This window comes from Streptomyces sp. CNS606 (genome assembly GCF_000426325.1).
Map to the genome: position 1 here is coordinate 276,874 of NZ_KE384522.1, position 18,825 is coordinate 295,698.

Here is an 18,825-nt window from a genome sequence, read left to right on the forward strand (position 1 = left end):
CCGCGTCGTCCAAGGCGTGGGGGGTCACTTCCGGAACGCCTCCCGCGCGCGGAGGGCGACGCGTCGTACGTCCGCCGCCGTCGAGGTGCGGGAACGACCGCCTCGTGGGGCGGCGGTCGTGCGTCCGTGGCCACGGGTGCGGGCCTGGCGGAGGGTGTTCTCCACGAGGCTCCGGGCCTTGTGCGCCTTGGCCGAAAACGTGCTGTGCGGTGCCATGGTCGCGCTCCTCGTTTCGTGAGCCGTTTCCTTGACAGGGGTTCACGTGCCCGGGTCACGGACCGGTAAACGTGGCGTTCTCTCAGCGGCCTTCGTGGGTGACGTGGAAGTTGAGGCCGGCGCGGACGAGGCGGGTGGTGAGGGCGGGGCCCATGGCGGTGGCGGTGGTGAGCTGGCCGGTGAGTGCGGGGAGTTCGTCGTGGGCGAGGCAGAGCGCGGACTCGGCGAGCATCTTGGCGGTCTCGTCGTAGCCGGGGTCGCCGCCGGACACCTCGGTGGCGATGCGGCGGGGGCCGTGTGCGGTGAGGGCTTCGGCGAGGAAGCGGACGGAGAAGGTGCTGCGGGCTCGGCGCTCTTCGGAAGGGCCCTCGCCGGAGCCGAGTCGGGAGGTCAGGGCGCGGCGGGCGGCGGGGAGTTGGGCGAGTGCGACGAGTCCGGCGGTGCCGGCGAGGCCGCCGAGGGCGACGGGGAGCCGTCGGACGGCGGCGGCGTGCCGGTAGCGGAAGTCGGGGCCGTAGCGGTCCAGGGCGGCGGCGGAGCGGGCGACGACCTGCGGGTCGACGGTGGGCAGCGGCACGGCCCAGCTGCGCAGGAGGGGGACGCGGCGGATGCCGCCGGTGGGGGTGGAGACGCGGCGGTCGGTGGGCCAGGGCTCGACGCGGCGGCGTTCGCGCGCGGCCTGGAGCATCTGCGGGCCGCGCGCGAAGGCGTCGAGGGCGGAGGCGAGGGTGCCGCCGGAGAACCGGGCGTCGGCGGTGACGTAGCCGTCGATGCGCAGCGGTACGCCCTCGGGGAGCAGGCCGACGGTGTACTGGACGCCGAGGTCGTGGGGGACGGAGTCGAATCCGCAGGCGTGGACGAGGCGGGCGCCGGTGCGGCGGGCGGTCTCGTGGTGGCGGACGTAGGTGCGGTCGATGAACTCGGGCTCGCCGGTGAGGTCGACGTAGTCGGTGCCGGCCTCGGCGCAGGCGGCGACGAGTTCCTCGCCGTGGCGGAGGTAGGGGCCGACGGTGGTGAGGAGGACGCGGGTGGCCGCGGCGAGGCGGTGCAGGGCGGGCGTGTCCGTCACGTCGGCGTCGAGGAGCGGGAGTTCGGCCCACGCGGGGCGGATGCCGGCGAGTTCGGCGCGCACGGCGGCGAGCTTGTCGCGGTTGCGTCCGGCCAGGGCGACGCGGCAGTCGTCGGGCGCGTTCGCGGCGAGGTAGCGGGCGGTGAGCCGGCCGGTGAAGCCGGTGGCGCCGAACAGGACGAGGTCGTGGGGGCGTTCGGTTGCGCGGTTCTCGGGCACGGCGGCTGCTCCCTGGTGGTCGTGCGGGTGGCTGGCACGGGTTTCCAGGGGCAGCCTAAGCCTTGTTACCCCTCGGTACGCCGCCAGGCCGTGGCGCCGAGCCGGCCCGTGTCGCCGAGGTCCAGACCGCCGTCGAGGGCGACCACCTGCGCGGGCTCGCCGGGCGACGGGGCGACGGAGAGGTAGGGGGCGTGTACGGCCGGGACGGTGGACCCGGTGACGGTGTTGCGCCAGGCCAGGGTGGTCTCGGCGGAGTCGCCGGGGGCGAGGGTGAACCGGCCGGGATCCTCGGCGCCGCCGACCGCGGCGCTGATGTCGTCGGTGCCGCGCAGGACCTCGACGTCGACGGGATCGCGGTCGTCGTCGAGGACGGTCAGGGACGGGTAGCCGCTCAGCTCGTGCGGCGCGTCACCGCAGTTGGTGAGGGTGAGGGTGGTGGCGCGCAGGCCCATGGCGGCGTCGACGGGACCCGTGGTGACGCGCAGGCCGGACGGCGGGCACGCGGTGGGCTCAGCCGCCGGGGGCGGCGCGAGGGAGGGGACGGAAGGGTCGCCCGGGCCGGGCGGAGCCGTGGAGGTGGCGCGCGGTGCGGGAGTGCGCGCGGGATTCGCCTCGCGTTCGAGTTCGGCGCCGAGGCCGCAGCCGGTCAGCGTGGCGAGGAGCAGAGCCGCCAGGACGGCAGGTGCGGCGGGGGGACGTGCGGAGCGGAGGACGGTCACGGAAGGATCATCGCACCGCGGTGCCGACCGGGGTGGGGGTCCCGGCCGGCACCGCGGGGCTCACGGCAGGTTCAGCAGCCGTTGAGGATGCCGCTGAGGGCGCTCTTCTCGGCGCTGTCCACGGTGAGGTTCCATTCGTGCTTCACCCACACCCACATGCGCGCGTACATGCAGTGGTAGCCGGTGCTGGGCGGCAGCCACTCGGAGGGGTCGCGGTCGCTCTTGGACTGGTTGGAGTTGTCCGTGACGGCGATCAGCTGGGAGGTCGACAGGTCGTTGGCGAACGACTCGCGGGAGGCGGTCGACCAGCCGCTGGCGCCGGAGCGCCAGGCTTCGGCGAGCGGCACCATGTGGTCGATGTCGACGTCGCTGGGGGCCTCGGACCAGACGCTGTCGTAGACGGAGTACCAGCGGCCGCTGGTCGGGTAGCAGTCGCTGCCGGTCGAGACGCCTTCACCGTCGCGCTTGAGGACGGTCTCGCGGGTGTCGCAGCTGTTCCCCTGGCTCGACCAGTGGGGGAACTTGTCGCGGTCGTAGCCGCTCATCGAGCCTTCGCCGCTCTCGGTGAGCCCGGCGAGGTAGCTGCGGGCGGTGGCGGCGCTGGGCGGGGCGGGGGGATAGGCGTGGGCCGGCGGGCCGACGAGGAGGTTCGCGAACGACAGCAGGCCGACGAAGGCCGCGAGCGTGGCGAGGTGTCGACGCGCGTTGAACGCACGGCGCGCGGGGGGTATGCGCGTGCTTGTCATGGCACTCCCGGATGGCGAGTTGGGGGGAACGGACCGGCGCGGCTCCGGGGTTGGCCGGGGCCGTGCCGTCCGTCTGCTTGCCTCGCGCAACAGAGTGACGGCATGCGCATGCCATAGCAAGGGTCGGCGCACGGCCCGTGGGTGAACGCCCGGTACCGGGACGGCCCCTGGGGCGCGGCGCTCCGGTCGTACCGCCCCGAAACGGCGGAAGCCGCGCGCCCGGCCGGGACCGGGGACCGTACAGGCGACGTGGACACGTAGACTCTGCGGCGCCGACCTCGGGGAACCCGGGCGGCGGCCGGATGTCCCTGACCTGAAGGAACGCTGCACGATGACGACCGCAGACCGGGCGGATGCGCCGATCTACGCCAGTCTTGTCCAGGAGCACGGCGACGTACTCGGCGAGGCCCGCCGGGTCGCCGAGCAGGCACAGCGGGACGTGTCCGCGGTGATGGACTTCAGCCGGATGACGTCCCTGTCGGGCGGCCCCGGGGCCCGCTGACGGCGGGCGCTTCCCGCGTCACACGGCGGGGTGGGATTTCGATCCAGGGGTCTGCACCCCCGTGTCAGACCCCTGGATCTGTTTTTCCGAGTAAACAGTGACGCAGAGTGTATGCGCAAGGCACGGTTCGGCGTCCGGCGGGTGTGTGATCCGTGAAGCTTTGGATACGGTGGTACATGCAGGCATACGGCGGACTGGGGGCTGCGGATGAGTGGCGCGGGCATACCTGGCGAGGGTGAACCGCAGTCCCTCGCCGAGAAGATCACCTGGCTGCTGCACAACGCCTTTCCGTCCGGCGGGCGTTCGGACGACGCGGTGCCGTCCGACCGACAGGTGGTCCGCGCCGTCAACGAACGGGCCGGCCGGCACGTCATCGGCCACACCACCTTCTGGAAGCTGCGTACCGGCAAGATCAACCCGGAGACCGGGGAGCCGTACACCGCGTCCGAGGACATGCTGGAAGGCATCGCCGCCTTCTTCGACGTGGACCCGAGGTTCTTCAAGTCCCGCAGCGAGGTCGTCGGCCAGGTCGTCGAGTCGTTGCGCTTCCTGCGCTCGGTACACAAAGGCGACATCACCGGCATCGCCGGACGCGGTCTCGGCGAGGAGGGCCTGAGCCACGAGCTGATGGCCTTCATGAACGAGGTGCTCGCCGAGTCCCGCCGGGACGACGTGGCCCGGCGCGCGGATGCGGAGCGGGGCGGCGCCGGACAGGACGACGGGCGCGGGCGGGACTGAGGTTTTCCGCCCTGCTGGGGGCTGGATCAGGCCACCCTCTGGCGTTCGGCCCGCGGATAGGGCAAGATCGGTTTCACGGCCCGCCCGGTGTGCATCCCCCGTCGCACCGGGCGGGCCTTCTGCATGCCGTTGCCGGGGCCGGTGCCACACCGGCCGACGTCGCCGCCGCGCGGTCCTCACGCGGCCCGGCCGGCTCAGTCGTGCGGCACGACCGCGACGGGACAGGCGGCGTGGTGCACGGCCGCATGCGCCACCGGCCCGATGCGCGGGCCCAGCGGCGTACGGTGCTTGCGGCAGCGGCCGACCACCAGCAGGTCCGACCCCTCCGCCTCGTGGACGACCGCCTGCGCCGTGCCCTCCAGCCGGAGTGCGGCACGGAGTTCGACGCGCGGATGACGTTCCGCCCACGGCCGCACCAGCTCCCGCACCTCGCTCTCCACCTCCTTGCGGTACTGCACCGCGATGTGCGGCACCACCGGGCCGCCGGGCACGTACACGTGCGACGGGAGCCTGATCGCGTGCACGACGTGCAGCGGCAGGCCCGCGACCTCGGCCGTCTCGAAGGCGAACCGCAACAGGTTCGCGTAGTCGTGGTCCAGGCCGAGCGCCACCACCACCCGCGGGCCGTGCGGGTGCACCTCCTCCTGCTCGGGCTCGTGCGCCGTGCCGGCCTCCCGCGCCTCCGGGTCCTCCTCGGCGCGGACGAGCACGACGGGGTGTTCGGCACGGGCGACCGTGCTGAGGCTGACGCCGCCGAGGAAGAAGCTGGGCAGCCGCCGGGTGCCGTAGGAGCCGAGCACCAGCATCCGCGCCTCGGCGGACACCGTCAGCAGCGCCTCCTCCGGCTCGCCGGCGATCACGTCGGTGATCACGTGCAGCTCGGGTCGGCGCCGCAGTACGTCGTCCCGCGCGGCGTCCACGATCTCCCTGCCGGTCGGGCCCGGCGGCATCGCCTCCGGCTCCGGCCGGGAATCCGGCTCCCGGGCGTGCACCAGCCGCAGCGGGACCCGGCGCAGCCCGGCCTCCGCCGCCGCCCAGTGCAGGGCGGCCGTGGCGGCCGGGGAACCGTCCAGCCCCACCGCGATCGCGTTCGTCCGCTCGTCGTCCGTCACGACCCGGCGAGTACCCCGGCCGGACGACCCGTACCACCTCGGCGGAGACCCGACCGACGTCACCCGAACGGGTGCGTCGATGTGTGCGAGGTCGCTGGTCGCGGCGCACCGTGGTGGGCATGTGGCGGCCCAGGCTCGCGCTCGCCGTGGTGTGTCTCCCGCTGGCGGTGCTGATGAGGTGGGGTGCCCCGGCCGTGGACTCCGGCGCCCTGCCCCGGGCGGAGGAGACCGCGGACAGGCCGGCGGCGCCACGTCCCTACGTGGTCCCACGGGTGGCGTGGGGCGCGGACGAGCAGATGGTGCGCGAACCCCCGGCGTACGTCGACCGGGTCCGCGCCGTCGTCGTCCACCACACCGACCACGTCAACGACTACGACTGCGACCACGTCCCGGCCCTGCTCCGCGGCCTCCAGCGCGACCACGTCGAGAGCGAGGGCTGGGACGACGTCGGCTACCAGTACGTCGTCGACCGCTGCGGCACGGTCTACGAGGGCCGCGGCGGGGACGGCGCGCACACCGTGCGGGGTGCGCACACCAAGGGCTTCAACAAGGAGACGGTCGGCATCGCGGCGCTCGGCACCTTCGACGAGGGCACCCACGTGCCGCGCGCGATGCTCGACGCGATCGCCGCCGTGGCCGCCTGGCAGCTCGACCCGGGCGCCGACCCGCACGGACGGGTCCGGCTCACCTCGACCAACGACGCCAGCCGCTACCCGAAGGGCACCCGCGCCACGTTCGACGTGATCACCGGACACCGCGCGGGCTACGAGACGGACTGCCCCGGCGACGCGCTGGCGGCGAAGCTGCCGCTGCTCCGCGACGAGACGGAGCGGCTCCGCAACGCGGCGGAGCGGCGTCACGCAGCGGAACGGCGCCGCGGCTGAGGTGGGCCCTCCCGAGGTCAGGCGCGCAGGGTGGTGAGGAAGAAGTCCCGGGCGGAGGTGGCGGCTTCGGCGAGGGTGCCCGGTTCCTCGAAGAGGTGACCGGCGCCGGCAACGACGCGGAGGGTGCAGGGGGCGGAGAGCGCGTCCGCGGCCTGCTCGTTGAGGCGCAGCACCTCCGTGTCGAGGCCGCCCACGATCAGCAGCACCGGCGGGCGGACCCGTCCGAGCGCCTGCCCGGCGAGGTCCGGGCGGCCGCCGCGGGAGACGACGGCGCGGACCGCGTCGGGGCGTTCCGCGGCGGCGGTGAGCGCAGCGGCGGCGCCCGTGCTGGCGCCGAACAGGCCCAGCGGGGCGCCCGCGGTGTCCGGAAGCGCCCCCAGCCGGTCGACGGCGGTGACGAGGCGCCCGGCGAGGAAGGGGACGTCGAAGCGCAGCTCCGCGGTGACCGCGTCGGTGCGTTCCTCGTCCTCGGTGAGCAGGTCGAACAGCAGCGTCCCCAGGCCCGCTTCCCGGAGGACGCGGGCGACGGCGCGGTTGCGGGGGCTGTGGCGCGAGCTGCCGCTGCCGTGGGCGAAGGCGACGACGCCGCGGGAGTCCGGCGGGAGGACGAGGTCGCCGTCGAGCACCGCGCCCCGGTCCACCTCGAGCCGCAGGGGGACGGAGCCGGTCACGGCCGCTCCCCCGGCGACGGCGTGGGCGGAGGGGCCGCGTCGCCGCGGGGGTCGCTCGGGACGGCCACGCCCGCGGGGGCCGTGCTGCGTCCGTAGTGGTGGGTGGTGAACATGTACAGCAGCCCGGCGCCCACCACGATGCCCGCGCCGAGGAGCACGACGTGGTCGTCGTACCAGGGCGCCTCGGGGGTGCGCGGCCAGGAGATGTTGACGAGGGCGAAGAGCCCGTAGGCGAGGGCGGCCGCGTCGGTCACCGGCGTTCCCCTTCCACCGGGGCCGCCCCGGTGAGGAGGTCCGCGGCGCGTTCGGCGACCAGCAGGACCGTCACCATCGGGTTGATGGTGGGCATGGCGGGGAACACCGACGCGTCCACCACACGCAGCCCCTCCACTCCGCGCACCCGCAGGAGCGGGTCGAGTACGGCGAGGGGGTCGTCCGGTGCGCCCATCCGGCAGGTGCCGGCCGGGTGGTAGACGGTGTGTGCGGCGCGCCGGCCGTACTCGGACAGTTCGCGGTCGGTCTCCAGCTCGGAGCCGGGCGCGACCTCGCGCACCAGCCACGACTTCAGCGGCTCCGTGGCGGCGACGCGCCGGGCGATGCGCAGTCCGTCGACGAGGGTGCGCGCGTCGTGTCCCCCGGGGTCGGTGAAGTAGCGGAAGTCCAGGGCCGGTTTGTCGTCCGGGTCGGCGCTGCGCAGCCACAGGCGTCCGACGGACCGCGCGCGCGGCACGTTGGGCGTCATGCACACGCCGTGGGGGAGCTTCGGGTAGCCCAGGCGCTCGGTGTTGACCGTGAACGGCACCTGGTAGAAGTGGAACATCAGGTCGGGGCGTGCTTCGGCGGGGTCGCGGCGCAGGAAGAGACCGGCGTCGGAGTCCATGGCCGAGTTGGGCGGCAGCGGGCCACGGGTCTCCCAGAGGATCACCGACTCGGGGTGGTCGAGCAGGTTCTCCCCGACGCCGGGCAGGTCGGCGACGACGTCGATGCCGTGCCGGCGCAGTTCCTGGGCGGGCCCGACGCCGGAGAGCATCAGCAGCCGCGGCGTGTCGATCGCGCCGGCGCACAGCAGCATCTCCCGTTCGGCGCGCAGCACGCGCACCGTGCCGTCGTCGTGCCGCACCCGTACCCGGGTGAGCCGTCCGGCGGCGTCGGGCAGCAGCCGGTACGCCCAGGTCTCCAGCAGCAGGTGCAGGTTGGGCCGGTCGAGGACGGGGTGCAGGTAGGCGACCGAGGCGGAGGAACGGTGGCCGGTGGCGGGGTCGTAGGCGACGGAGAAGAACCCGGCACCCTCGGTGAACGGCCGGGCGTTGAAGTCGTCGACGACCGGCACGCCCAGGGCGGCGGCCGCGGCGGCGACGAAGTCCTTCGCGGCCTGGTTACGGTCCGCCTCGGCGACCGGGACGATGGTGTTGCGCAGCCGGTCCCGGTAGGGCAGCAGGGTCTTCGGGCCCCAGCCGGTGCAGCCGCGGGCGACCCACTCGTCCAGGTCCTGCGGCAGCGGCAGGAAGCTGATGAGCGTGTTGTGCGAGGAGCAGCCGCCGAGTACACGGGCGCGGGAGTGCAGGATGTGCGAGTTGCCGCGGGGCTGCTCCTCGGTGGTGTAGCCGTAGTCGAAGTCGCCGCCGAGCAGGTTGATCCAGTTGCGCAGCTTCAGGATGCGTTCGTCGCCGACGTCGCTGGGGCCGCCCTCCACGACGCAGACCGAGACGTCGGGGTCCTCGGTGAGGCGGGCCGCGAGCACGGAGCCGGCGGTGCCGCCACCGACGATCACGTAGTCGTACACCGCCTCGCGCGACGCCGCCTCGTCGGCCATCGCGCTCACCCCTTGAACCAGCCGGACGGCGCCGGCGCGAGGTTCTGGTAGATGTGCTTGGTCTCCTGGTATTCGCGCAGCCCGGCGACGCCGAGTTCGCGGCCGATTCCGGAGCGGCCGAAGCCGCCCCACTCGGCCTGCGGCACGTAGGGGTGGAAGTCGTTGATCCAGACCGTGCCGTGCCGCAGCGCGTTCGCGACCCGCTGGGCGCGGCTCGCCTCGGACGTCCAGACGCCGCCGGCCAGGCCGTAGCGGGTGTCGTTGGCGAGGGCGACGGCCTCTTCCTCTCCGGCGAAGCGCTCGACGGTGACGACCGGGCCGAAGATCTCCTCCTGCACGATGCGCATGGAGCGGTCGCAGTTGGCGAACACCGTCGGCTGCAGGAAGAAGCCGCGGCTCAGCTCGGCCGTCTCGGGCCTGCGGCCCCCGGTGACCAGCGTGGCGCCCTCTGCACGCCCGGTCTTCAGGTACTCCTCGACCTTGCCGCGGTGTTCGGCGGAGCTGAGCGGTCCGCTCTCGGTCTCCGGGAGCAGGCCGTCGCCCAGGCGGATGCGCGCGGCCCGTTCGGCGAGTTTCTTCACGAACCGGTCGTGGATGCCCTCCTGGACGAGGAGGCGGGAGCCGGCCGAGCAGACCTGCCCGGAATGCAGGAACGCGGCGTCCAGGGCGTAGTCGAGGGCGGCGTCGGCGTCGCAGTCGTCGAAGACGATGTTGGGGTTCTTGCCGCCGAGTTCGAGGGCGACGGTCTTCACGCCCTCGGCGGCGGAGGCCATGATGCGGCGGCCGGTGGCCAGACCGCCGGTGAACGACACCAGGTCGACCTCGGGATGCGCGGTCATGGCGGCGCCGACGACGTCCCCCGGGCCGAGGACCAGGTTGACGACGCCGGGCGGTACGCCGGCCTCGACGATGAGCCGGATCATCCGCACGGTGCTCAGCGGAGTGGTCTCGCTGGGCTTGAGGACGAAGGTGTTGCCCGCGGCGAGGGCCGGGGCGACCTTCCAGGAGGCCTGGAGCAGCGGGTAGTTCCAGGGGGCGATCAGCGCGCAGACCCCCACGGGCTGGTGCACGACCCGGCTGAGCACGTCGCTGCCCACGTCCAGCACCCGGCCGCCGTCCTTGTCGGCGATCTCGGCGAAGTAGCGGAAGGCGTTCGCGACGTCCTCGACGTCGATGCGGGACTCGGCGAGGGTCTTGCCGGTGTCGAGCGTCTCGGTGCGGGCGAACTCCTCCTTGTCCCGCAGCAGGTACCGGTGCACCCGGTACAGCACGTCGGCCCGGGCCCGGGTGGGCAGGCCGGACCACGCGCCGGAGTCGAAGGCGCGGCGGGCGGCGCGTACCGCGTGGTCGACGTCCGTCTCGTCGGCGTCGTCCACGGTGGTCAGCACGGTGGCGTCGAACGGGTTGACGACGTCGCGCCGGCCTCCGGCCACCGCCCGGACCCACTCCCCGTCGATGAACAGTTCGGGCACGTGACCTTCCCTTCCCAGTCTCCTCCGTCCACCCTCGTGCGGCGGCGGTGCCGTGACCACTCGGCACGGCCGACCGGGGGAACGCGCGTGTCGCGCCCGCCGGGCGGCGCGGGCGACGAGGCGTCGCACGGGCGCGCGGCCGTTCGGGCGCGGCGGTGCCCGCCACCCGGGTGTCGTCCCGGCGTGCCGCCGCCCGGGCGGCGGCACGGCGCGGCCAGCATGGCGTCGGCGCGGCGCGCGGGGGTACGGCGTCCCGGCCGGATTCGGTGGCGCGGAGGACCTGCATGGAGACAAGCCGGGAGGACGTCGCGGGCCCGGGGACGAGGACCGCGGGACCCGAGCACGGACCGGGACGCGGCCGACGGCTCCTCGACTGGATCAGCACCACCGACCACAAGGTGATCGGCAACCTCTACCTGGTCACGTCGTTCGGCTTCTTCCTCGCCGCGGGCCTGATGGCGATGCTGATGCGCGCCGAACTGGCGCGGCCGGGCATGCAGGTGGTGAGCCACGAGCAGTACAACCAGCTGTTCACGGTGCACGGCACGATCATGATGCTGCTGTTCGCGACACCGACGTTCGCCGGCTTCGCCAACGCCATCATGCCGTTGCAGATCGGCGCGCCGGACGTGGCGTTCCCCCGGCTCAACGCGCTGACCTACTGGCTGTTCCTGTTCGGCGGCCTGATGGTGGTCGGCGGCTTCCTGACGGCCGGCGGTGCGGCGCCGTTCGGCTGGTTCGCCTACGCGCCGCTGCACAACGCGACCTACTCCCCGGGGGCGGGGGGCGACCTGTGGGCGATGGGTCTGGTCGTGGCGGGCCTGAGCACCATCCTGGGATCGGTCAACTTCATCACCACGATCATCTGCCTGCGCTGCCCGGGGATGACGCTGTTCCGGATGCCGCTGTTCACCTGGAACGTGCTGTTCACCTCGATCCTGGCGCTGCTGGCGTTCCCGGTGCTGAGCGCGGCGCTGCTCGCGATGGTCGCGGACCGCGAGTTCGGCGCGCACGTGTACGACTCGGCGAACGGCGGCGCCCTGCTGTGGCAGCACCTGTTCTGGTTCTTCGGGCATCCCGAGGTCTACATCGTGGCGCTGCCGTTCTTCGGGATCATCAGCGAGATCATCCCGGTGTTCAGCCGCAAACCGCTGTTCGGGTATGTGAGTCTCATCGGGGCGACGATCGCCATCACCGGGCTGTCCGCGACGGTGTGGGCGCACCACATGTTCGCCACCGGCGCCGTGCTGCTGCCCTTCTTCTCTCTGCTGTCGTTCCTCATCGCGGTGCCGACCGGGGTGAAGTTCTTCAACTGGATCGGGACGATGCTGCGCGGTTCGCTCTCGTTCGAGACGCCGATGCTGTGGACGTGCGGCTTCCTCTTCACCTTCCTCTTCGGCGGGCTGACCGGCGTGCTGCTGGCGTCGCCGCCGATCGACTTCCACGTCACGGACACCTACTTCGTCGTCGGTCACCTCCACTACGTGCTGTTCGGGACGATCGTGTTCGCGACCTTCGCGGGCTTCTCGTTCTGGTGGCCGAAGCTGACCGGGCGGCTGCTGGACGAGCGCCTGGGGAAGATCCACTTCTGGACGCTCTTCACCGGGTTCCAGCTGACCTTCCTGGTGCACCACTGGCTGGGCGCGGAGGGCATGCCGCGGCGCTATGCGGACTACCTGGCCGCCGACGGCTTCACGACGCTCAACACCCTGTCGACCATCGGCGCGTTCCTGCTGGGGATCTCCACGCTGCCCTTCCTCTGCAACGTCTGGAAGACCGCGCGCTCGGGCCGGAAGGCGACCGTCGACGACCCCTGGGGCTGGGGCCGCTCCCTGGAGTGGGCGACGAGCTGCCCGCCGCCCCGGCACAACTTCCGCTCGCTGCCGCGCATCCGCTCCGAGTCGCCCGCCTTCGACCTGCACCACCCCGAGGTGGGGTGGCGCGCCGAGCTGCCGGACCCCGGCTCCCGGGAAGCGGTGGGCGGCGGACGGGACGGCGGCACCGTCGAGGAGCGGAAGGGGCCGAACGAGTGAAGGCGGAGACGTTCCTGTTCGCCGGGGTGGCGCTGTTCTTCGCCGTCACCGGTCTCGGCTACGCGTTCTGGAGCACCTTCGAACCCGTCGGGACGACCGCGCTGGCGGTGTCGTTCCTCATGGCCTCGCTGGTCTGCTTCTTCTGCCGGCGCCAGCACCTGGTGCGGGGGCAGCGGCTCCAGGACCGCAAGGAGGCCGAGATTCACGAGGGCGCCGGCCCGCTGGACTTCTTCCCCGCGCGCAGCTACGCGCCGGTGGCCACCGCGTTCGGGGTGGCCGTACTGGCCGCCGGGGTGGTGTACGGCGTGTGGCTCGCCCTGATCGGCACCGGTCTTCTGGTGCCGGGTGTCGCCTGGTTCGTGTTCGAGTACCACGACCGCACGGCGTGAGACCGCGCCGCGTTCCCGACGGGTCGGGCCACGGAGATCAACAGGTCGCCGTGCCGCTTTTGCCCCATCATGCGGAGGAGACGCTCACGGGTGGAGCACCACCGTGGGCGTCAGGGCGTCGTCCCCGTCGACCGCCCGCCCCCTTCACCCACGGCAGTGCGCCTGCAACGAGGAGCGGAACCATGCTGATGGCACACCCCGCGTTTCTACGGGAGCTGGTCCAGCGCTACGAGACGCTGCTGAGCAAGGGCGCCACGTCGTCCCGGCCCCAGCACCAGCGCGAGCTCGACGACGTCTCGTACACGCTGTGTGTGTCCACCGGAACCCGCTCCGTGGAGCATGCGCTCGCCCTCGCCCGGGAGCGGATCACCGCCGCCTCCTGAGCCGTCCGCAGGTGACGGTGCCCCGGACGCCCGCCCACGTCCGGGGCACCGTCGCGTACCGGGCGCCGCGCCGGTGCGGCCTGGAGCGCGGACCGGCGGGGCGCAATCCGCGCGTGCACCGGCGACGAACTGCATCCGCGGGGGTACGGGTGGCCGAAAGGGCTGCGGGACCGGAAGCGGAGCGAGAGGCGAGGTGGCGGATGCGGGTCGGACTGTTGCGGACCGTGGGAGCGGCGACCGCGGTGTACGGGGCGGCGGTGGCGGCCTGGCCGGACCTGCTGGCCCGTCCGTCCGGGCTGGTGGACGAGGACGGCCGGCCGGCGCCGGACACGGGCGTGGCGTTGCGCCCGCTGGGCTGGCGCGACGCCGCGAGCGGTGTCGCGCTCGCGACCGCGCCCGAGGGAGCCGCGCTGCGCACGGCCGCGCTCGTGCGGATCGCGGCGGACTGGGGCGACTCGCTGCTGCTGGGTCTGACGCTGCCGGAGCGCGACAAGCGGCTGAAGGCGGTCGCGGTGTCCGTCGGTTGGGGCGCTCTCACCGCGTACGGGCTGCTCACCGAGCCTGCGGGGAAGGGCGGGCGCGGTGACCGTGGATGAGACCGCAGCACGGCCCGACGCGCTGCTGCTGCACCGGACCGCAGCCTCTCCTCAGGCCGCGGTCCTCGTCCTGCACGGCGGGCGCGCGGACGGTCTGGACGCTCCCCCACCGTGGAATCTGCCGGGCGCCCGGATGCGCCCCTACCTGCGCGCCGTCGCCCGTGCCACCGAGGACCGCGACGTGGTGGTCGGCGCGGTGCGGTACCGGCACCGCGGCTGGAACGGCGTGCGCGGCGACGCCGCCCGGGACGCGGAACGGGCGCTGGAGGAACTGCGCGCGCTGGCCGGCCCGGTCCCGGTGGTGCTGGTGGGGCACTCCATGGGCGGCCGCGCCGCGCTGCGGGCGGCCGTCGACGACCTGGTCACAGGGGTCGTGGGGCTGGCGCCGTGGTGCCCGCCGGGCGAGCCGGTGGATCACCTGCGGGGCCGCCGGCTGGTGCTGCTGCACGGGGACCGCGACCGGATGACCGACCCGCGCGGCTCGTGGGAACTCGCGGTGCGCGCACGGGCCGCGGGCGCGGAGAGCTGCCACCTGACGGTGGCGGGCGGCGACCACGCGATGCTGCGCCGGGCCGGCCTGTGGCACACCCGAACGGCCGAATCCGTGCGCGGGCTGCTCGGACACGGGCCGCTGCCGGACGTGGTCGCCTGCGGGCTGGCGCGGACCGACGTGCCGCCGCCGGGCGGCACGGGGACGCTGCTGCGCTGAGGCTCCCTCCCCCGGGCGGGTGAAGCACGCGCCCGGGGCGGGGAGTTGGACACGCCGACACGGCCTTGACGTAGGGCGCGACGGCGGGGGGTGCGTGCGGAGAGTGACGAGTTGCGGCCACAAAGTAGGACATTTAGCGTGCTTCTTGTGCGAGCGTGACCGCCTTTTCACGGTTCGTGATCGCCTCCCTTTCCGCGGCCCCCTCAGTCCCAGGGGCCCCGACCTCCCCAGGAGGGCACAGTGCTCCAGTCCACGATCAGCAAGGTGGCCATGGTCGCCGCCGGTGGCGCCGTGGCGGCCATGACCGCAGCGGGCCCGGCGACCGCCGTCCAGACGTCCGTTCCGGCGGCGCCGGTCGCGTCCACCCTCGAGAGCCCCCTTCCCCAGCTGGGCGGCCACAGCCGCGTCTACTGGGGCAAGGTCATCGCCCGCACGGGCCTGAAGATCCGCAGCGGCCCGAGCCAGCACCACAAGTGGGTCGGCAACCTGCACTACGGGGAGAAGGTCAAGATCCGCTGCAAGGTCAACGGCCAGTGGATCGACGGCAACCCCCGCTGGTACAAGCTGTACGACGGCAACTACATGTGGGCCTCGGCGCGCTACATCAAGAACATCGGCCCGGCCCCGCACTTCTGCAAGCACCGCTGACGCGGCCGGAGTCCGGCCGGGTCCGAGCACACCGTGCCCCCAGCTGCCCGAGCGGCCTGGGGGCACGGTGGTGTCCGGAGGCGAAGGCACGCGCCGCACCCGGGGCGAAGTCGTGCACGGGGTATTGACGGCCTTGCTGACAGGCAGTCTCATAAGAGGGTCCGTGACGTGTGACCGTCGGTAACCCCTGTGAGGTGGGCCTCCCATGACGACATCGACCCTCGGCGGAGCCGGCACCGACGCCGGGAGCGGGCGCGGAGCCGGAAACGGCACCGCGACGCTCCACGACGCGCTGGGCCGGCTCAAGGACCGGGAGCAGGTGGCCGAACGCCTCCTGGAGTCCTCCCGCAAGCACTCCTTCGACCCGGACACCGAACTGGACTGGAACGCCCCGTTCGAGGACGGCAAGTGGTTCTGGCCGCCGGAGCTGGTCTCCCTCTACGACACACCGCTGTGGCGCCGCATGCCGGAGGAGCAGCGCCACGCGCTGGCACGTCACGAGGCGGCGTCCCTGGCCTCGCTGGGCATCTGGTTCGAGATCATCCTCATGCAGCTGCTCACCCGCCACATCTACGACAAGCCGCTGACCAGCGCACACGTCCGCTACGCGCTGACGGAGATCGCCGACGAGTGCCGCCACTCCATGATGTTCGCGCGCCTGATCACCAAGGGCGGCGTCCCCGCGTACCCGGTCAGCAGGCTGCACCACAACATGGCCCGGGTGCTGAAGACCGTCTCGACCACCCCCGGTTCGTTCACCGCGACCCTGCTGGGCGAGGAGATCCTCGACTGGATGCAGCGCCTCACCTTCCCGGACGAGCGCGTCCAGACGCTGGTGCGCGGCGTGACCCGCATCCACGCCGTCGAGGAGGCCCGCCACGTGCGGTACGCGCGGGAGGAGCTGCGCCGCCAGATGGCCGGCTGCCCGCGCTGGGAGGCCGAGCTCACCCGGATCAGCTCCGGGGAGGCCGCCCGGGTCTTCTCCGTCTCCTTCGTCAACCCGCAGGTCTACACGGACGTGGGCCTGGACCGGCGCGAGGCCGTGGCCCAGGTGAAGGCCAGCGCCCACCGCCGCGAGGTGATGCAGCAGGGCGCCAAGCGGCTCACCGACTTCCTCGACGAGATCGGCGTGCTGCGCGGGGTGGGACGCCGGCTGTGGAGGAGCTCCGGCCTGCTCGCCTGAACCGGCGGCCGGGACGCGGCCCGGCACGCGGTCCGAACCGCCTCCGGCGGCGCACTACGCTCGGGGGCATGACCGCACCGGCGTACCGCAGACTGACCGTCGAGCAGCGCCGGGGGCAGCTGATCGGGCACGCCCTCGCACTGTTCGCCCACCGCGTGCCGGAGGACGTCTCGCTCGACGACGTCGCGGCGGCCGCCGGGGTGTCCCGGCCGCTGGTCTACCGCTACTTCCCGGGCGGCAAGCAGCAGTTGTACGAGGCGGCGCTGCGGTCCGCCGCCGACCGGCTGGAGCAGTGCTTCGACGAGCCGGCCGTCGGCCCGCTGATCGAACGGCTGGACCGTGCGCTGTCCCGCTACCTGGCCTTCGTGGACGAGTTCGACACCGGCTTCATGGCCCTGCTGCAGGGCGGCAGCGTGGTCGGGACCTCGCGGACCAGCGCCATCGTCGACGAGGTGCGGCGGGATGCGGCGCACCAGATCCTGCGCCACCTGGAGGCCCCGGAGCCGGGGCCCCGCCTGCGGATGACGGTGCGGACGTGGATCACCGCGGTGGAGGGCGCCTCGCTGATCTGGCTGGACGAGGGGAAGCAGCCGCCCCTCGCCGAGCTGCGCGCCTGGCTGCTGAACCACCTCGTCGCGCTGCTCGTCGCGACGGCCGCGGACGACCCGGAGACGGCGGCTGCGACCCGGCGCGCGCTGGCGCTGGAACGCCCGGACGGCCCGGTCGGCGCCCTGATCCGCCGTGCGCTGCCGCTCGCGGCGGACGCGGCGCACCTGCTGGAACCGGCCGGACCGGCGGACCAGGCGGAGGCGTCGGAGCAGGCGGACCAGGCCGGGGCGTCGGGCCAGGCGGGCACGGAGCCCGGCGGGGACAGCTGAACCGAGGTTCAACGACGCGCCCGCGGGCGGCTACCCTGGCCGCATGTCGACGCACCTGTCCTGGAAGGCCAAGGAGGCCACCGTCGGCGAACTCGCCGAGCGCGCCGGGGTCGCCACCTCGGCGTTGCGCTTCTACGAGCGCGAGGGCCTCATCCACAGCCGGCGCACCTCCGGCAACCAGCGCCGCTACAGCCGGGACACGCTGCGCCGCGTCGCCTTCATCCGGGCCTCGCAGCGCCTCGGTATGCCGCTGGCCGCCATCCGCGAGGTGCTCGGCCTGCTCCCGGACAACCGCACCCCGACCCGCGAGGACTGGGCCCGGGTGTCCGCCTGCTGGCGCGCCGACCTGGACGAGCGCATCCGGCTGATGCAGCAACTGCGCGACAACCTCACCGACTGCATCGGCTGCGGCTGCCTCTCCATCGACGTCTGCGCCCTGGCGAATCCGCACGACCGGCTCGGCGACGAGGGCCCGGGGGCCCGCCGCCTCGCCCAGCCCCGGCCCTGCCCGGGCGGGGAGGACTGAGGACGTGCGCAGCGAGGACACGGTGTTCGTGGGCGGGCCGCTGGACGGGCGGGTACTGCCGGTGCTCGTCGGGGCGACCGGTCGCCCGCCGAAGACGTACGAGGTGCCGGTGCCGCTGCCGGAGGAGGAGGGCGGCGGGAAGACCGTCCACGTCTACCGGCTGGAGCCCGCGTCGGTGACCCGGCGGCTGGGGCTGCCGCGCGGCTGGAAGTACGTGTACGCGCCGGATGCGCGCCCGGGCGGCAACCGCCCGAAGTGGCCCTGGCGGCACCCCGCCCGCTGACCGTCCGGCGGGGCCGGTGGCGGCCCCCGCGGGTGGCGGCGACCGGATGCGCGGGCGCCGGTGAACGGGCGGGATTGCGAAGGAATGGGGCAGGTCTGGCGGGTGAAAGGGCGAGGAGGCCGCGCAGCGGTCTAGGGTGCGCAGCGTGATCGCAGGCATGGCCCGGCTGCTTCCCGAAGACCCTCCACGACTCGGCCCCTACCGCCTGCTCGGCAGACTCGGCTCGGGCCCGGCCGGTCACGTCTACCTCGGCCGGGGCGCCCCGCGACGCGGCGCCCGCAAGGAACGCGCGGCCGTGCGGGCCCTGCGCCCGGAACAGCTGCGGGACCGCCAGCAGCGTGCCCGCATCCGGCAGGTCGCCGACACCGTGGCCCGGGGAGCGCGCAGCCCGTACGTCGCCGCCGCGCACGGCTGCGACCTGGACGGCGAACGCCCGTGGATGGCACGGGAGTTCGTGCCCGGCCCCGGTCTCCCCGCGCTGGTGGGCCGGTACGGCCCGCTGCCGGAGGAGGCCGTGCGGGCGCTGGGGGGCGGGCTGTGCCGGGCGCTGGCGGCCCTGCACCGGTCGGGCGTCGTCCACGGCGACCTCGCGCCGGGGAACGTCCTGCTGGCCGCCGACCATCCCCGTGTCGTCGACTACGGGATGAGCGAGGGACGACACGCACCGGGGGACGGCCGGTCGCCGCTGCCCGCCGACGACGTCTTCGCGCTGGGCGTCGTCCTTGCGTACGCAGCGTCGGCGCGGATGCCGTTCGCCGGGTCGCTGCTGCCGTCCGCGAGGGAGAGCGCGGACCTGAGCGGCGTGCCGGAGGGGCTGCGTCCGACGCTGACGGCGTGTCTGCACAAGACACCCGAGGCGCGACCGCTGCCGGTGGCGCTGGCCCGCCGGCTGGACCTGGACGACGCCGCCGAGCGCCCCGCCGCATCCTGGCTGCCCGGTCCGTGGGCGCACGAGATCCGGACGTTCGCCGAGGCCGCGGACGGTTTCGGCGGCCGGGGCCTCTTCCGACGCTGAGACCCCGCGACCCCGCCGGAA

The 18,825-nt window shown here is 73.7% G+C and carries 23 protein-coding genes; 14 read left to right on the forward strand and 9 right to left on the reverse strand.

Translation table 11 applies throughout. The features are described 5' to 3' along the window. Positions 1-24: 24 nt before the first annotated feature. The 4 genes from K304_RS0125880 to K304_RS0125895 all read right to left on the reverse strand — a co-directional run bounded on the left by K304_RS0125880 (position 25) and on the right by K304_RS0125895 (position 2,969). The gene (locus tag K304_RS0125880; RefSeq protein WP_027766074.1) at positions 25-216 is read right to left on the reverse strand and encodes a hypothetical protein; all 192 of its coding nucleotides are present in this window, start codon (positions 214-216) and stop codon (positions 25-27) included. A gap of 82 nt (positions 217-298) precedes the next feature. Beyond that, a complete protein-coding gene (locus tag K304_RS0125885) occupies positions 299-1,504 on the reverse strand; it encodes a saccharopine dehydrogenase NADP-binding domain-containing protein (RefSeq protein ID WP_027766075.1) in 1,206 nt (401 codons plus the stop codon). Positions 1,505-1,569: 65 nt separating this feature from the next. Next, a complete protein-coding gene (locus K304_RS0125890; RefSeq protein ID WP_051308853.1) occupies positions 1,570-2,223 on the reverse strand; it encodes a DUF4232 domain-containing protein in 654 nt (217 codons plus the stop codon). 71 nt (positions 2,224-2,294) lie between these two features. Beyond that, positions 2,295-2,969: an HNH endonuclease family protein gene (locus K304_RS0125895; RefSeq protein ID WP_027766077.1), complete on the reverse strand. Its 675-nt coding sequence runs from the start codon at positions 2,967-2,969 to the stop codon at positions 2,295-2,297. Between the two features lie 331 nt (positions 2,970-3,300). Here K304_RS0125895 and K304_RS33810 point away from each other — a divergent pair, with 331 nt between their 5' ends. Both K304_RS33810 and K304_RS31405 read left to right on the forward strand, forming a co-directional pair. Next, complete coding sequence (locus K304_RS33810; RefSeq protein WP_199779686.1) at positions 3,301-3,471, forward strand: hypothetical protein; 171 nt, start codon at positions 3,301-3,303, stop codon at positions 3,469-3,471. Between the two features lie 207 nt (positions 3,472-3,678). Further along, positions 3,679-4,209 (forward strand): hypothetical protein, encoded by a 531-nt coding sequence (locus K304_RS31405; RefSeq protein ID WP_051308854.1) that lies wholly within the window; start codon positions 3,679-3,681, stop codon positions 4,207-4,209. A 194-nt stretch (positions 4,210-4,403) separates the two neighbouring features. On the opposite strand, the gene K304_RS0125910 is transcribed toward K304_RS31405, so the two are convergent. Continuing rightward, the gene (locus tag K304_RS0125910; protein WP_051308855.1) at positions 4,404-5,321 is read right to left on the reverse strand and encodes a universal stress protein; all 918 of its coding nucleotides are present in this window, start codon (positions 5,319-5,321) and stop codon (positions 4,404-4,406) included. A gap of 119 nt (positions 5,322-5,440) precedes the next feature. On the opposite strand from K304_RS0125910, the gene K304_RS0125915 reads away from it, so the two are divergent. Beyond that, a complete protein-coding gene (locus tag K304_RS0125915; RefSeq protein ID WP_027766079.1) occupies positions 5,441-6,205 on the forward strand; it encodes a peptidoglycan recognition protein family protein in 765 nt (254 codons plus the stop codon). A 17-nt stretch (positions 6,206-6,222) separates the two neighbouring features. Here the strand turns inward: K304_RS0125915 and K304_RS0125920 are convergent, their stop codons facing one another. From K304_RS0125920 to K304_RS0125935, 4 genes are read right to left on the reverse strand one after another with little or no spacing between them, the layout of a single operon-like run. Next, on the reverse strand, positions 6,223-6,876 hold the full coding sequence (locus K304_RS0125920; RefSeq protein ID WP_486591808.1) for a dienelactone hydrolase family protein: 654 nt from the start codon (positions 6,874-6,876) through the stop codon (positions 6,223-6,225). After that, positions 6,873-7,130: a hypothetical protein gene (locus K304_RS0125925; protein ID WP_027766081.1), complete on the reverse strand. Its 258-nt coding sequence runs from the start codon at positions 7,128-7,130 to the stop codon at positions 6,873-6,875. Before K304_RS0125925 ends, K304_RS0125920 begins: the two co-directional genes overlap by 4 nt. Beyond that, positions 7,127-8,689, reverse strand: coding sequence for a GMC oxidoreductase (locus tag K304_RS0125930; RefSeq protein WP_027766082.1), 1,563 nt, complete (start codon positions 8,687-8,689; stop codon positions 7,127-7,129). Before K304_RS0125930 ends, K304_RS0125925 begins: the two co-directional genes overlap by 4 nt. Positions 8,690-8,694: 5 nt before the next feature. Continuing rightward, positions 8,695-10,161, reverse strand: coding sequence for an aldehyde dehydrogenase family protein (locus K304_RS0125935; protein WP_027766083.1), 1,467 nt, complete (start codon positions 10,159-10,161; stop codon positions 8,695-8,697). 284 nt (positions 10,162-10,445) lie between these two features. Here K304_RS0125935 and ctaD point away from each other — a divergent pair, with 284 nt between their 5' ends. The 11 genes from ctaD (at position 10,446) to K304_RS31430 (ending at position 18,804) form a co-directional block, all read left to right on the forward strand. Then, positions 10,446-12,194: an aa3-type cytochrome oxidase subunit I gene (gene ctaD / locus K304_RS31410; RefSeq protein WP_078529739.1), complete on the forward strand. Its 1,749-nt coding sequence runs from the start codon at positions 10,446-10,448 to the stop codon at positions 12,192-12,194. After that, positions 12,191-12,583, forward strand: a complete 393-nt coding sequence (gene ctaF / locus K304_RS0125945; protein ID WP_027766084.1) for an aa3-type cytochrome oxidase subunit IV — start codon at positions 12,191-12,193, stop codon at positions 12,581-12,583. The genes ctaD and ctaF overlap by 4 nt, the downstream gene beginning before the upstream one ends. A 182-nt stretch (positions 12,584-12,765) precedes the next feature. Then, the gene (locus tag K304_RS0125950) at positions 12,766-12,966 is read left to right on the forward strand and encodes a DUF5133 domain-containing protein (protein WP_027766085.1); all 201 of its coding nucleotides are present in this window, start codon (positions 12,766-12,768) and stop codon (positions 12,964-12,966) included. Between the two features lie 200 nt (positions 12,967-13,166). Then, a complete protein-coding gene (locus tag K304_RS0125955) occupies positions 13,167-13,562 on the forward strand; it encodes a hypothetical protein (RefSeq protein ID WP_027766086.1) in 396 nt (131 codons plus the stop codon). After that, entirely contained in the window at positions 13,555-14,271 is a 717-nt protein-coding gene (locus K304_RS31415) for an alpha/beta hydrolase (RefSeq protein WP_486591813.1), read from the forward strand. The genes K304_RS0125955 and K304_RS31415 overlap by 8 nt, the downstream gene beginning before the upstream one ends. A 240-nt stretch (positions 14,272-14,511) precedes the next feature. Then, the gene (locus tag K304_RS0125965; protein ID WP_027766087.1) at positions 14,512-14,919 is read left to right on the forward strand and encodes an SH3 domain-containing protein; all 408 of its coding nucleotides are present in this window, start codon (positions 14,512-14,514) and stop codon (positions 14,917-14,919) included. A 205-nt stretch (positions 14,920-15,124) separates the two neighbouring features. After that, positions 15,125-16,102 (forward strand): AurF N-oxygenase family protein, encoded by a 978-nt coding sequence (locus K304_RS31420; protein WP_078529743.1) that lies wholly within the window; start codon positions 15,125-15,127, stop codon positions 16,100-16,102. Between the two features lie 68 nt (positions 16,103-16,170). After that, positions 16,171-16,980 (forward strand): TetR/AcrR family transcriptional regulator, encoded by an 810-nt coding sequence (locus K304_RS31425; protein WP_078529745.1) that lies wholly within the window; start codon positions 16,171-16,173, stop codon positions 16,978-16,980. Between the two features lie 43 nt (positions 16,981-17,023). Further along, positions 17,024-17,506, forward strand: coding sequence for a redox-sensitive transcriptional activator SoxR (gene soxR / locus K304_RS0125980; protein WP_027766088.1), 483 nt, complete (start codon positions 17,024-17,026; stop codon positions 17,504-17,506). 4 nt (positions 17,507-17,510) lie between these two features. Then, positions 17,511-17,789: a hypothetical protein gene (locus tag K304_RS0125985; protein ID WP_027766089.1), complete on the forward strand. Its 279-nt coding sequence runs from the start codon at positions 17,511-17,513 to the stop codon at positions 17,787-17,789. 145 nt (positions 17,790-17,934) lie between these two features. Then, positions 17,935-18,804 carry a protein kinase domain-containing protein gene (locus tag K304_RS31430; protein ID WP_158687429.1) on the forward strand — a complete coding sequence of 290 codons (870 nt, stop codon included), beginning with the start codon at positions 17,935-17,937 and terminating at the stop codon, positions 18,802-18,804. Positions 18,805-18,825: the final 21 nt, after the last annotated feature.

Excerpts from the sequence above, each read along its gene's own strand:
- K304_RS0125880 (WP_027766074.1), bottom strand. The coding sequence starts at position 216 with ATGGCACCGCACAGCACGTTTTCGGCCAAGGCGCACAAGGCCCGGAGC.
- K304_RS0125895 (WP_027766077.1), bottom strand. The coding sequence starts at position 2,969 with ATGACAAGCACGCGCATACCCCCCGCGCGCCGTGCGTTCAACGCGCGT.
- K304_RS33810 (WP_199779686.1), top strand. The coding sequence starts at position 3,301 with ATGACGACCGCAGACCGGGCGGATGCGCCGATCTACGCCAGTCTTGTC.
- K304_RS31405 (WP_051308854.1), top strand. The coding sequence starts at position 3,679 with ATGAGTGGCGCGGGCATACCTGGCGAGGGTGAACCGCAGTCCCTCGCC.
- K304_RS0125915 (WP_027766079.1), top strand. The coding sequence starts at position 5,441 with ATGTGGCGGCCCAGGCTCGCGCTCGCCGTGGTGTGTCTCCCGCTGGCG.
- K304_RS0125930 (WP_027766082.1), bottom strand. The coding sequence starts at position 8,689 with ATGGCCGACGAGGCGGCGTCGCGCGAGGCGGTGTACGACTACGTGATC.
- ctaD (WP_078529739.1), top strand. The coding sequence starts at position 10,446 with ATGGAGACAAGCCGGGAGGACGTCGCGGGCCCGGGGACGAGGACCGCG.
- K304_RS0125950 (WP_027766085.1), top strand. The coding sequence starts at position 12,766 with ATGCTGATGGCACACCCCGCGTTTCTACGGGAGCTGGTCCAGCGCTAC.
- K304_RS0125955 (WP_027766086.1), top strand. The coding sequence starts at position 13,167 with ATGCGGGTCGGACTGTTGCGGACCGTGGGAGCGGCGACCGCGGTGTAC.
- K304_RS31420 (WP_078529743.1), top strand. The coding sequence starts at position 15,125 with ATGACGACATCGACCCTCGGCGGAGCCGGCACCGACGCCGGGAGCGGG.
- K304_RS31425 (WP_078529745.1), top strand. The coding sequence starts at position 16,171 with ATGACCGCACCGGCGTACCGCAGACTGACCGTCGAGCAGCGCCGGGGG.
- soxR (WP_027766088.1), top strand. The coding sequence starts at position 17,024 with ATGTCGACGCACCTGTCCTGGAAGGCCAAGGAGGCCACCGTCGGCGAA.